At 31.8% G+C, this 13,728-nt stretch carries 9 protein-coding genes; 5 read left to right on the top strand and 4 right to left on the bottom strand.

Translation table 11 applies throughout. The features are described from left to right. Window positions 1-29 precede the first annotated feature (29 nt). The 3 genes from N456_RS22690 to N456_RS22700 all read left to right on the top strand — a co-directional run bounded on the left by N456_RS22690 (window position 30) and on the right by N456_RS22700 (window position 4,078). The gene (locus tag N456_RS22690) at window positions 30-1,610 is read left to right on the top strand and encodes a solute:sodium symporter family transporter (RefSeq protein WP_062062613.1); all 1,581 of its coding nucleotides are present in this window, start codon (window positions 30-32) and stop codon (window positions 1,608-1,610) included. Between the two features lie 99 nt (window positions 1,611-1,709). After that, window positions 1,710-2,726 carry a UDP-glucose--hexose-1-phosphate uridylyltransferase gene (locus N456_RS22695; RefSeq protein ID WP_062062616.1) on the top strand — a complete coding sequence of 339 codons (1,017 nt, stop codon included), beginning with the start codon at window positions 1,710-1,712 and terminating at the stop codon, window positions 2,724-2,726. A 341-nt stretch (window positions 2,727-3,067) separates the two neighbouring features. Then, window positions 3,068-4,078, top strand: coding sequence for a LacI family DNA-binding transcriptional regulator (locus tag N456_RS22700; RefSeq protein WP_062062619.1), 1,011 nt, complete (start codon window positions 3,068-3,070; stop codon window positions 4,076-4,078). A gap of 60 nt (window positions 4,079-4,138) precedes the next feature. Here N456_RS22700 and N456_RS22705 read toward each other — a convergent pair whose 3' ends face one another. Then, complete coding sequence (locus N456_RS22705) at window positions 4,139-5,011, bottom strand: phosphatase PAP2 family protein (protein ID WP_062062622.1); 873 nt, start codon at window positions 5,009-5,011, stop codon at window positions 4,139-4,141. A gap of 926 nt (window positions 5,012-5,937) precedes the next feature. Here N456_RS22705 and N456_RS22710 point away from each other — a divergent pair. Both N456_RS22710 and N456_RS22715 read left to right on the top strand, forming a co-directional pair. Then, the gene (locus N456_RS22710) at window positions 5,938-7,659 is read left to right on the top strand and encodes a helix-turn-helix domain-containing protein (RefSeq protein ID WP_062062624.1); all 1,722 of its coding nucleotides are present in this window, start codon (window positions 5,938-5,940) and stop codon (window positions 7,657-7,659) included. A gap of 104 nt (window positions 7,660-7,763) precedes the next feature. Then, window positions 7,764-7,964, top strand: coding sequence for a hypothetical protein (locus N456_RS22715; RefSeq protein ID WP_148639419.1), 201 nt, complete (start codon window positions 7,764-7,766; stop codon window positions 7,962-7,964). 75 nt (window positions 7,965-8,039) lie between these two features. On the opposite strand, the gene N456_RS22720 is transcribed toward N456_RS22715, so the two are convergent. From N456_RS22720 to N456_RS22730, 3 genes are all read right to left on the bottom strand, one after another. Continuing rightward, window positions 8,040-9,977, bottom strand: coding sequence for an OmpA family protein (locus tag N456_RS22720; protein ID WP_062062629.1), 1,938 nt, complete (start codon window positions 9,975-9,977; stop codon window positions 8,040-8,042). Between the two features lie 24 nt (window positions 9,978-10,001). Beyond that, window positions 10,002-10,946 (bottom strand): PorP/SprF family type IX secretion system membrane protein, encoded by a 945-nt coding sequence (locus N456_RS22725; protein WP_062062631.1) that lies wholly within the window; start codon window positions 10,944-10,946, stop codon window positions 10,002-10,004. Window positions 10,947-11,008: 62 nt separating this feature from the next. Next, window positions 11,009-13,728, bottom strand: a 2,720-nt coding sequence (locus N456_RS22730; protein WP_062062634.1) for a T9SS type B sorting domain-containing protein, incomplete at its 5' end; no start/stop codon positions are given.

Here is a 13,728-nt window from a genome sequence, read left to right on the forward strand (position 1 = left end):
AAACCAACCTAATGTAATACTAATATACTATGCAATTCATCACATTTATAGGATTCACAATACTGGTAGCACTTATATCCTTTTTTAAAAGTAGAAAAACTAATGAGTATACATCAGATGGGTATTTTCTGGGAGGCAGAAGTTTAACAGGTTTTGTTATTGCAGGGTCCTTATTATTAACCAATTTATCTACAGAACAAATTGTGGGCTTAAATGGAGCTGCTTATAAAGAAGGTATTTTGGTTATGGCATGGGAAACCTTGGCTGCAATTGCTATGGTAGTGACCGCTATTTTTTTACTGCCAAAATATTTAAAAGGAGGAATTATTACCATCCCTCAATTCTTAGAGCAGCGTTATGATAAAAAAACGAAGGCAATCGCATCGGGTCTTTTTTTAAGTGGTTATGCTATTGTATTATTACCTATAGTTTTATATTCTGGAGCATTAGCTATAAATACCATGTTTAATGTTCCTGAGATATTTGGCATCAGCAATACTATAGCACTTTGGATTACAGTTTTAGGAATAGGGTTTATAGGGTCGATATATGCCGTTTTTGGAGGATTAAAAGCTGTAGCTATCTCAGATACAGTAAATGCCATTGGTTTACTCATAGGCGGTTTACTCGTTCCCGTTTTTGGTTTAATGGCAATAGGTAATGGTGATATTATAGAAGGTGTTTCAACTTTGATAGAAACGAATCCAGAGAAATTCAAGTCTTTGGGAGGTGCTAAATCTTCTATTCCTATCGGCACTATCTTTACAGGAATGATGCTGGTACAACTTTTTTATTGGGGGACAAATCAAGCAATAATTCAACGTGCTTTAGCTGCCAAAAACTTAAAAGAAGGTCAGAAAGGGTTATTACTGGCATCTTTTATTAAAATACTGGGTCCTCTACTTGTAGTGTTACCAGGGGTTATAGCTTTTCATATGTTTGGTGATACTCTTGATGATCCTGATCAGGCATATCCCATGCTGGTTTCAAAAGTTCTTCCAAAAGTATTCATAGGATTCTTTGCTGCGGTTTTACTAGGTGCTGTTTTAAGTTCTTTTAATTCTGCTTTGAATAGCTCTGTTACCTTATTCGGAATTGATATTTTCAAATCTTATATAAAACAGAACGCTTCTGAGAAAGAGATTGTAATTGCAGGAAAACGTTTTGGAATCCTATTAGCTGTCATTTCTATGGGTATCGCTCCTCTTATAGCATTTGCACCAGATGGGTTATTTGGATATTTACAAAAAGTAAATGGTTGCTATAGTATACCTATATTAACTATAATTATAGTAGGTTACGCAACTAAATACATCCCTGCAATAGCAGCAAAAATTGCAATTATATCTGGCGCTGTATTGTATATCCTTTACATCATATTAGATGAATTTATATTTGTAGATAAGTTTCCGCATTTTTTACATATGATGGCTATTTTATTTGTTGTTAATATAATCATTATGTTAATAGTAGGAAGAATTAAGCCACGTACTCAGGCATATGAACAAAAACATACGAAACAAGTTGATATTACTCCTTGGAAATACTTAAATTTAGCTAGTATAATTATTTGTGTAGTAGTAGTAAGTATCTATATATACTTTGCCTAATGGATACGAATTTTAACCAACAACCTCAAAAAAACCGATTAGGTGCATTTCTAAAAAACATTTCTATTTTAAAACAAGTTCTGGAGAAATAATCAGATTATGGATTTACTTAAAAAACAGTCACACCTCAGAAAAAATCTATTAACAGGAGAATACGTTTTAGTTTCTCCGCATAGAATGAATAGACCTTGGCAAGGACAAGAAGAAACAATTCATAATATCAAGAGACCTGAGTATGATAATAATTGTTATTTATGCCCTGGGAATACAAGAGCAAATGGAGAAAAAAATCCAAAATATAAAAGTGCTTTTTCATTTAAAAACGATTATGCTGCGCTTCAGCAAAATACACAAGAATTTAAGTTGGATGATGGCCTTTTTCAAGCATATAGCGAACAAGGTATTTGTAAAGTAATTTGTTTTAGCCCGGATCATTCTAAAAGCCTAGCAGATATGTCTATCGATGATATCGATACAGTTATTCAATTATGGAAAGAAGAATTTCTTTTATTAGGTACTAATGAATTTATCAATTATGTACAAATATTCGAAAATAAAGGAACAGTAATGGGATGTAGTAACCCCCACCCCCACGGACAAATATGGAGTCAGTCTTCTATCCCAGATGAAGTTTTAAAGAAAGATAAAGAGCAATCAAAGTACTATAAAATCAATAAAAAAACACTTTTAGAAGAATATGTGACTCAGGAGTTAATTAAAAAGGAACGTGTTATTTTTGAAAATGAATCTTTTGTAGTGGTTACACCCTTTTGGGCAGTATGGCCATTTGAAGTTATGATTGTTCCTAAGAAACCAAGTAGGGATATATCTGATTTAACAACGAAGAGTTCTAGGTTATTTGCAGAATCAATTTCGGTACTAACCAAAGCATACGATAAACTATTTAATTGCTCTTTTCCATACTCAAGCGGTATACACCAAGCTCCTACAAACGGGAAAAAGAATACATACTGGCACTGGCATATGAGCTTTTATCCTCCTTTATTGCGTAGTGCTACGGTAAAAAAGTTTATGGTAGGGTATGAATTGTTTGCAACTCCTCAAAGAGATATTACTGCAGAACATGCTGCAAAATTGTTAAGGGAATTGATATAATATTTTTAGGCTAAAATAAGTTCATATGTAATTAGGAATAAGTTCTTTAACAATACTTCTAGAAGAAAACCATACGGATGGAGTATTGGGTTGATTATACTATGCAATACAGACCAGCCGCCTACTACATAAAAAAATAACAGCCGTAATATGCATAGTACTTAGTTCTTTTAGAATAGAAAGATGAGTTTTTATAGATAAATAGATATGAAAAGTATATCTTATGGTTTAGCCATAATAGTAATTATGGTAATAAGGTATATGAAAATTAAGAAAAAAGCTTAATTTAGGCGCAGAAGTTCTATTGTTCTTCTTAATAATGTGATGCCAAAATTAATGCCATGCGGAAAAAAGTTACGCTTAAACAGCTTGCTAGAGAACTAAATCTTTCTATTTCTACGGTTTCTAAATCATTAAAAAATGATCCAGAAATTAGCGAAAAAACAATTATTAGAGTTCATGAATTAGCGGATTTTTATAATTATAAACCAAACCCATTAGCAGTAAGTTTAAAGAGTAATAAAACCAAAACTATTGGAGTGGTATTGCCAGAAATTCTCAATCATTTCTTTGCTAAGGCTTTATATGGGATAGAACTGGAAGCATCAAAAAATGGATATAAAATCCTAACCTGTATCACTAACGAATCTTACCAAAAAGAAGTAGAATATATAGAAATGTTAAACTATAGTAGTGTTGACGGTTTTATATTATCTCTTAGTCAAGAAACACAAGTTCTCAATGAATTTAAACATCTTAAGGAGTTAAAAAAAGATAATGTGCCAATAGTTATGTTTGATAGAGTTACAGACGAGGTAGATTGTGATAAGATAATTGTTGATGATCAATATGCTTCAAAAACAGCAGTTGAACATCTTATTAGAGAGGGATGTAGAAAAATAGCTGTGATAACAACAATTAGTGAATTAAGTGTTGCTAAGTTACGGTTACAGGGCTCAAAAGATGCAGCTAATATTTTTGATGAGGTTTCTTTAATAGAATTACATGTAAAAGATGTTACTACTGTAGAAGAAGAAGTAGAAGATTTTTTAAAAAATAATACGATTGATGCAGTGCTCGGTTTAGATGAGACAGCTGCTTCTATTACCATCAATATGTCACATAAGTTAGGATATAAAATCCCAGAAGATATTTCAGTTATTGGATTTACTGATGGATTACTATCTAAGCATTCCTATCCAAAACTGACTACTGTTTCTCAACACGCTGAGGACTTAGGGGCAAGAGCAGCACAAGTTTTAATACATCAATTAGATAATTATACCGAAAATTATAAAACAAAAACAGAAGTTATTAAAACATCTCTAATCCTTAGGGATTCTAGCTGTTAATGCTTTATGTAATTATTGTTTTATATTAGGATATTTTTAATACATATTGATAGGTTAAAATTAAAACCGACCTACAACGCCTATTTGACCAGCACCTAACTTAAGGTTCCACTTTATCTTATTTTGCTTATGCTGATATACATAACGTTCTGTCTTTTTTAAATAGTTATCGATACCATCTACTATAACAATGCTTATTGCTATTCCTAAACCAACATCAGTAAGCCAATGCGCTCCTGCCCATAAACGAGACACAGGAGATAATAATCCAATAGCATAAATACCACCTTTTAGATACGGATTATTAAACTGCTTACCTATTGCATAAGCAGTGGTAAATGATAATATACTATGTCCTGAAGGAAAAGAATGAAAACCAGGCTCATCAGACCAAAAATGAAAACTTAAATTTCCTTTTCCTGTGTTTGGTCTTGCACGACCAGCCAATGTTTTACTTACAGTTTGGATCAGCCCACCTGCAGTAGCAGACGCAATAAGAAGTACCCCTGTTTTTCTTATGTTCTCATTTTTTGTAAATAACCCTATAGCATACACACTAGTCGTTAGTCCATAATTAAGTAAAGGTTTTCCAAAACGAAAACCAGTTTCTTTTATTCCGTTAGGAATTTCATCACTTTGTTCTGTAAAATACGTATTCGCAGGTTTATCTACAGTCAGTAAAATACCAGTTCCGGCTAATATTCCTCCAAAAGTAATCCAATCTTTCTTCTTCCATTTAAAAGGACGAGTATAGGTGTTCTTTATCCCCTTGTATATAGATAACCCATCATATTTTAATAATTGTAAAGTTGTAGGCTTTAATTGTGTTTTTTCAGTATTTAAAGAATCTATAGTTTTTTCAGAATTTTGCGAATGAATAGTATATGAAACAAAAACTAATAGAATAGAAATAAGAAGGGAGGTAGTAGACATTGTAATAAAAATTTGAATCACAAAAATACTAACTTATAGATTAAAAATAGTTTATACTTTTATCTAATGAATAAAAAACCTAAACAATTCGTTCAGGTTTTTAAGGTTACTTTTCATAGATAAATATCAAAATATTTTTCAAAAAAAACACTTAGTATTTATCAGAGTCATCTTGTTTTTTGATTATACAAACCTAATTCAGTTACTCTTTAATATCTATATTTTGCATTGATTTTTTAGGAAGAATTAGTGAATAAACGGTCAGAAATTTTAGAGTTGTTTCCTATTTTTTCTACTTGTAACTTTTCTCTAACCATTATTAATCAAAGTTAAAAACCCTATAGTATTAGTAATCATCATATGATTCTTGTTAAAATAATGAAAAACAGAAGAGGTAAAAAATGACCCTTTCTCTGAGTTCAATAGAAGAGTCTACGTCACTTTGTATTTTATAAGATTAAGTACCTATCAGTAGGTAGTATAGGAATTGTATAATTAGTCTCTCTTGTAACTTCATTAGTTATTTTATTTTTAAGAGAAATTTTATTTTTTGTTTTAAAAGATGATAAGATAGAGTATGCCAGAATAGCCAGACCTATGAGTAAATATCGAATATTTTTCGAACCTTTCACTTTGCGAACCATACAGGTTATAAGAATCATAAATTATAGAATACTTTTACTTTAATAGTCTAAAAATAATAAAGATATAGGTGATAAAACAAGAAGACATTGTTGATATTTATAAATTTCAACCTCTAAATTTATAAATATCAAGAGGCCTTAGAACTTATATATTATGTATTTTTACAAGCATTGAAACCAATTGATTTATTTTTATATTAATGCCTAACTGATTAAAAATTTTAGGTAAAGCACAAATGTGTAAGGATGTAAATGATTGCTTTTAAATAAAAAATAATTTTAATGATTAAGAAGTATTTGTTTCTAAGTTATCTGCTTATTCTATTGACTTTTGCTAAGCAATTAAATGGGCAAACCAAAAAATCTAAAGATATACAGGATACTTCTAACTTTAGTGTATTAAGAGCTAGAATTATAAAAGAGACTAAAGGAGCATTAAGAATAAAGATAGTAAAAGAAGCTCTTCATAAAGCTAAGATCAGTTTTGATACATTAGGGATGGCAGATGCATATTACTTTTTGTCAAAACTAGATTCTCATAATGCATTACACTACATCGATAGCCTTATCACCATCACCAAAAAAAAGAAATATACTAGATATCCTGCCTTAGGGTATAGTCAAAAAGGTAATATATACTATGAGAAAGGAAACTATAAAGAAGCTTTAGAGTTTTATTTAAAAGGATCAAAATCCGCAAAAGAAAATAAAAATGAACCATTATATTTATCCATAAAGTTTAACATAGGATTATTAAAAAATACCGCAGGAGAAAGAAAAGAAGCACAAGCTATTTTTTTAGAACATTTAAATTTTGTAGATCAGAATCCGAAATTTAAAAAATTAAATGACTACGGGAGAGTACTTTTTGCATTAACAGATTCATATGTTTATGATAACCAATTAGAGCTAGCTAAAGAATATATTGACAAAGGAATTCAACAGGCGTTAAAAACAAATGATGCTGCTATTTACCCTCATTTTGTAGTATATTCAGGGGTTTATCATTATTTATCTAAAAACTATAAAACAGCAATTGATAGTTTAGAAAAAGGGAGGATATTAATTAAACAAGTTGATGAGGTAACTACAAGAACAGCAATCTGTGATTATTATATAGCTCGTTCTTATCAAGATCTGGGTGATAAAGAAAAAGGAATACATTATTTTAAAAAAGTCGATAGTGTACTTAAAAAAACAGAAGATGTCATTCCTGAGATAATTGATACATACACATATTTAATAGAAGATTCTAAAATAAAAAAAAATGTAGAGAAGCAAATAGAATATATTAATACACTATTAAGGTTAGATAGTATACGACACTCAGACCAGATATATTTAACTAAAAACATTAATGAACGATACGATACTATAGAACTAATCTCTGAAAAAGAAGATCTAATCGATCAATTAAAACAGGATAGATTCTTAAAAGAAGAAACGATTACGATTCTAATTTTATTTCTGATTGTGTTAGTAACAATAGCAGTCTTTGGTTTTCTGAAAACATATATAAGCAGAGGACGATTATTAAAACTCCTAGAAGAACATCAAAATAAAGTTAATAATATAACAGATCAGACTGATCAAGCTAGTGTTATTACAAAAAAAGAAGATTTAGATATTCCAAAAGAAGTAATAGAAGTTGTTTTAGAAAAATTGTATCAATTTGAAAATTTAGCTAAGTTTTCTAAAAAACACTATACTCTTAATTCATTAGCTAAAGAGTTAAATACGAATAGTGCATATCTATCTAAAATTATCAATGGTTATAAAAACATCAATTTTTCTACTTATATGAATAATTTACGTGTTGAGTATGCTATAGAACAATTAGCTTCTAATAAATCACTAAGATCGTATACAATTAAAGCAATAGCAGAAGAAGTAGGATTTAAAAATGCTCAATCATTCTCTTCTGCTTTCCATAAAAAAACAGGAATATATCCTTCATATTTTATTAAACATATAGATACATATACAAAGAAAAAAGAAGGTTAAAAACCACTTTTTTATAAAAAAACTACGATAGTATATGCGTAATGTTGTTACGGAAAAACGTAAATTGGCATGTTAATTGGATACTATCTGTAAAATCAAATCATATGAAAACAAATAAAAACAAGAAAATTCTCAACTTAGATAAAGTTAGAATTACAAAACTAGAGAATATGCAAAATGTTGTGGGAGGTATTGCATCTGGAACGACACTTTTTGTACCTAAAAGTGAAAAATGTCCTTTATCAACACTTGATAAGCCAGATATGATAATAACTAAGACAATACCTATAGATGGAGGGATATAAGGAATAAGGACATATTAATTCCATAAAAAAACCGAGATAATTTACCTCGGTTTTTTTATGAAATACAAAATAATTTTAATTGTCGATAACAATAAATTCACTTCTTCTATTCTTTGCATGTTCTTCCTTACTGCATTTAACTCTGTTACCACATCTATTTTTTAGCACTGTTTCTCCATATCCTCTACTTTTTACGCGAGAATTATCAATGCCTTTACTAATGATATAATTAGCTGTAGTTATAGCTCTTTTAGTAGATAGTTTCATATTATAAGAATCACTACCTCGACTATCAGTATGAGAGCCGATTTCAATACGTATTGTAGGGTATTCTTTCATATATGTAATAACCTTGTCTAATTCTTTGGCTGTTTTTCCAAGAATAAGAGCTTTATTAGAAGCAAAATAGATAGGTTGTAGATTTAATAATTTAGCAAGATCAACTCCTTTTTCAGGAGCATTGTTTTTAAGTTTTAATGTTTTCGAAGGGTTTGGATCTTTTCTAGTAACTATAATTTTTTTGACCATTGGATCAAAATCCTCTTTCGTAACTGTAATTACATATGTTTTATCATTACAATCAACTTTCTTAAAAAATGCTCCATTATCATCCGTTTTTCCTGTATATAATACTTTTCCTTCTTCATCTTTGATTTCAATAGTAGCATTAGTCAATAGTGAACCAGAATCTTCATCTATTGCTGTACCTTTAATACTACCATCACATTTGGTTATTAATGGAGTTATTTCTACAAGGCTATAAATATCATCATCACCTTTTCCTCCGGGTCTGTTAGATGAAAAATATCCTTTATGAGTAGTATCATCTATAATAAAAGTTACATCATCAGCAGAACTATTTATAGGCTCACCAACATTATAGACCTCTTTTTGTTCATCCTCTAATTTGACTACAAAAATATCTAACCCTCCTAACCCTAAGTGCCCATCTGAGGCAAAATATAACATTCCAGTTTCACTTACAAAAGGAAATGTATCTCTTCCTTCGGTATTAATCTCTGTCCCTAGGTTTTGTGGTTCCCCAAAACTACCATCTTCTTGTATAGAAACAACATATAAATCAGACATTCCGCAACCACCAGGCATATCCGAAGCAAAATATAATTTCTTTCCATCAGGGCTTAATGCAGGATGTGCTACTGAATAATGATCATTGTTAAAAGGTAATTCTTCAATAGTATCCCACTTAAGCTTATCATTTAGAGTAGCTTTAAAAATCTTTAACCGGTTTACATCTATAGAATCTTTCTTTAATTTTAAATTTAAAAAATTATTTCTGGTAAAATAAACAGTTTTATGATCTTTCGTAAAAGTAGAAGTAGACTCATGAAGTCTAGTATTTATTTTTTTTGAAAACTTTAGAGGAACAGATAAACTTCCATTATCCTTAATATAACTATTAAACAATTCTAAATAAGGTTGTTTAGTCCATTTGTTTTTTTGATCAAAAACTTTCCCTTTTTCTCTAGCAGATGAAAATACCAACTGATTCTTATAGAAAGAAGGAGCAAAATCGGTAAACAAAGAATTTTCTTCGAGATTTACAATAGCATAACGACCTGATTGATTTTTAATATCCTCTAAATAATCAGGGTTAGTCATCAACCGATTAATTCTAGAATCATTAGTACTCGTAGAGAGTAATTTTTTCATAAAAGAATTTGCAAGATCATAATTTTTAAGATATTTAAAAGATTGCGCCGCACGAAAATAATGTTCAAAAGAGATTTCTTCATTAGTATTGATCATTTCTTGGTACCATTTTGCAGCACTTTCAAAATCAGAATTGAAAAAATAACTATCAGCTAAATTTTGATATACTTCTAAAGTTCCATTACCATTTCTTGTAATTTTTTCATAAGCATTAATCGCATCGATATAAGCAAAATTCTCAAAATATGCATTAGCCTTTTTCAATGCTCCATCCTGAGCAATACTAATACTACTACTGATTAAAAATAGAAAGAGTATTATAGAAGTTAATTTTTTCATGTTTTTAGGAATAAAATTAGATGGTTAAAAGAATCGAGGATATAATATTTTTTTGTTTTTAAAAATTTCATAACGTAATAGAAATTCATAAGATCCTGCATTAAATTCTGTGTTGCCAAGTTCTGTAGTTTCCCAATCATAAGCAAATCCTAGCATCATAGAATCAGATATTTGTAAGCCAAACTGAGCACTTAAAGCAGCACTCCATCGATATGCTAACCCTAATGTTATTTTATCATGGACTAAGAAATTAGCAGATAAGTCTACTTGTAGAGGAGCTCCCGAAACTAATTTTATCAAAGTAGCAGGTTTAAATTTCAAAGATTCACTAATGTCAAAAACATATCCTGCTATTCCATAATAATTTACTCGTTCAGCAGCCAGAAATGATGAATTAGCATTACCTCTTAAAGATTCATCAAAATGTTTTGTAGTGAGTATATTTGGAGCAGACAAGCCTGCATAAAATTTTTCTTTGTGATAATATACTCCCACACCAATATTAGGTGAAAATTTATTTTCAATATCAGTGTTTAGAAGAACATCTGTATTGGTGTATTGATTTAATTTTTGAAAATTAACATCTAATAAATGCCCTCCAGCTTTTAGTCCAAATGCAAGTTGTCCTTCGGCAGATGTATTAATTGTATATGAAAAATCTATATCAATATATGTTTCTTGAGTAGGACCAATTTTATCATTTACAATAGAAAGCCCAAGTCCTACTTTGTTATTTCTTCCAATAGGAGAATTAATACTTAATGTTTGTGTGACAGGAGCCCCTCCTATGCCAACCCACTGATTTCTGTACAAACCAGTAATATTAATCGCATCCCTAGATCCTGCGTATGCAGGATTTACACTAATAGTATTATACATATACTGAGTGTATTGAGCATCTTGTTGGCTATATGTTTCTGTAAAAACTAGCATAAACAAGGTTATTATGAGTAAATAAGTTCTTTTCATTACATGGGGGATTATATTGTTGATTGGGGAGTAATTTTATCATACTCCCCAATGAAATATATTTATCTGTTAATATATAAATAATCTGATTTCTTATTAGTCTGTCCTTTACTATTCTTATAAGTTAAAACATAGAAATATGTTCCTACTGGTAATTGTCGATCTTGGTTAATCGTTACTCTACCATTAGATTCTCCTTTAAAATACTGTCCCTGTTGTCCGTATCCTTTAGCTTCATAAACTAATACTCCCCATCGATTATAGATTTTTAATTCATTTTCAGGGAATTTTTCAATATTACCAATTCTAAATACATCATGATCTCCATCTCCATTCGGAGTAACCACATTGAATACCTCTACAGCATCTACATCTAAGAAATCTTCATTAGTGTCATCAAGATAATCAGGAATATTATCTCCATCTGTATCTATAGCATCTTCAGGGTCTCCATCATTATTAGGATCTGATGATTCTTCATTAGTATTAATCCCATCATTATCATCATCAACATCTAGGTAATCAGGGATACCATCTCCATCTGTATCTTGAGTGTCTCCAGTTGTAGGATTTTCGTCACCATCTTCATTTGGGTTTTCATTTGTTGTAAGGATTCCATCATTGTCATCATCTGTATCAAGATAATCAGGGATATCATCTCCATCTGTATCATCATTTGTAGGATTTCCATCACCATTAATATCCTCATGGATCGTATCGATACCATCTCCATCATCATCGACATCCTGAAAATCAGGAGTTCCATCTTGGTCAGTGTCAGTAGGGGTATAGTTTACAGTTCCATCATCAGGAGTATTTTGTACATCATCAGCAATACCATCAGTTCCATAAGGACCATCTAATTGACCATCCCCATCACTATCTAATCCATCATTTCCGGATTCAATTATATCGGTAACTCCATCTCCATCACTATCAAGATCTAAACTATCAATAATTCCATCATTATCAGTATCTAAATTAGGGTTTCCGTCTTGCTCTACTGTATCAAGAATACCATCATTGTCATCGTCTAAATCCATGTCATTATTGATCCCATCATTATCGGCATCACAATTAGGAGTAGTGTTCAATGGGTCACAAGCATCATTAGGATTGCTAGTTGTAGTAGTAACTATAGTTGTTATAGGATTATCTACCCCAGTAACTTCTTCCCCATCATATAATCCATCTCCATCACTATCAGGGTTATTAGGATCTGTGTTTTCTGCTACTTCTTCAGCGTTCGTTAGTCCATCATTATCACAATCTTGATTAGGATCACTTAAACAAGGTGAATCTATAGTTGCTGTATCATTAGCAGATGTTCCTTGATTCCCTGCTTGATCTGTTACAAATGCAGTTGCAGTAATCGTTCCGTTATCTCCAGGATTCGGGAAGTTTACAGCAATGTTTCCATTGGTAATATCGGTAGCGGTTAGGGTTACATTTTGAGTGTTTCCGTTTCCATCTGTTATGGTTACGATATTTCCTGCAACGGCATCTGCCGGTAGTGTTACAGTGACATCAACATTTCCGCTCAATTCACTAGCACTGATGACCCCATCGTTATTGGTATCTTCAGTAATGACTACTGTTGGAGCAGATGGAGCAGAGGTATTTATAGTTGCTGTATCATTAGCAGATGTTCCTTGATTCCCTGCCTGATCTGTTACAAATGCAATTGCAGTAATCGTTCCGTTATCTCCAGGATTCGGGAAGTTTACAGCAATGTTTCCATTGGTAATATCGGTAGCGGTTAGGGTTACATTTTGAGTGTTTCCGTTTCCATCTGTTATGGTTACAGTATCTCCTGCAACGACATCTGCCGGTAGTGTTACGGTTACATCAACGTTTCCGCTCAATTCACTAGTACTGATGACCCCATCGTTATTGGTATCTTCAGTAATGACTACTGTTGGTGCAGATGGAGCAGAGGTATTTATAGTTGCTGTATCATTAGCAGATGTTCCTTGGTTCCCTGCTTGATCTGTTACAAATGCAGTTGCAGTAATCGTTCCATTATCTCCAGGATTCGGGAAGTTTACAGCAATGTTTCCATTAGTAATATCAGTAGCGGTTAGGGTTACATTTTGAGTGTTCCCGTTTCCATCTGTTATGGTTACAGTATCTCCTGCAATAGCATCTGCCGGTAGTGTTACGGTGACATCTACAGGACCAGTAGCTTCACTAGCACTGATGACCCCATCGTTATTGGTATCTTCAGTAATGACTACTGTTGGAGCAGATGGAGCAGAGGTATTTATAGTTGCTGTATCATTAGCTGATGTTCCTTGGTTCCCTGCTTGATCTGTTACAAATGCAGTTGCAGTAATCGTTCCGTTATCTCCAGGATTCGGGAAGTTCACTGCAATGTTTCCATTGGTAATATCGGTAGCGGTTAGGGTTACATTTTGAGTGTTCCCGTTTCCATCTGTTATGGTTACGATATCTCCTGCAATGGCATCTGCCGGTAGTGTTACGGTGACATCAACGTTTCCGCTCAATTCACTAGCACTGATGACCCCATCATTATTGGTATCTTCAGTAATGACTACTGTTGGTGCAGATGGAGCAGAGGTATTTATAGTTGCTGTATCATTAGCTGATGTTCCTTGATTCCCTGCTTGATCTGTTACAAATGCAGTTGCAGTAATCGTTCCGTTATCTCCAGGATTCGGGAAGTTCACTGCAATGTTTCCATTGGTAATATCGGTAGCGGTTAGGGTTACATTTTGAGTATTTCCGTTTCCATCTGTTATGGTTACGGTATCTCCTGCAA

The sequence above is a fragment of the Aquimarina longa SW024 genome, from assembly GCF_001401755.1.
Taxonomy (GTDB): Bacteria; Bacteroidota; Bacteroidia; order Flavobacteriales; family Flavobacteriaceae; genus Aquimarina; species Aquimarina longa.

Coding starts and splice junctions, on each gene's coding strand:
- N456_RS22690 (WP_062062613.1), top strand. CDS start 30: ATGCAATTCATCACATTTATAGGATTCACAATACTGGTAGCACTTATA.
- N456_RS22695 (WP_062062616.1), top strand. CDS start 1,710: ATGGATTTACTTAAAAAACAGTCACACCTCAGAAAAAATCTATTAACA.
- N456_RS22700 (WP_062062619.1), top strand. CDS start 3,068: ATGCGGAAAAAAGTTACGCTTAAACAGCTTGCTAGAGAACTAAATCTT.
- N456_RS22705 (WP_062062622.1), bottom strand. CDS start 5,011: ATGTCTACTACCTCCCTTCTTATTTCTATTCTATTAGTTTTTGTTTCA.
- N456_RS22710 (WP_062062624.1), top strand. CDS start 5,938: ATGATTAAGAAGTATTTGTTTCTAAGTTATCTGCTTATTCTATTGACT.
- N456_RS22715 (WP_148639419.1), top strand. CDS start 7,764: ATGAAAACAAATAAAAACAAGAAAATTCTCAACTTAGATAAAGTTAGA.
- N456_RS22720 (WP_062062629.1), bottom strand. CDS start 9,977: ATGAAAAAATTAACTTCTATAATACTCTTTCTATTTTTAATCAGTAGT.
- N456_RS22725 (WP_062062631.1), bottom strand. CDS start 10,946: ATGAAAAGAACTTATTTACTCATAATAACCTTGTTTATGCTAGTTTTT.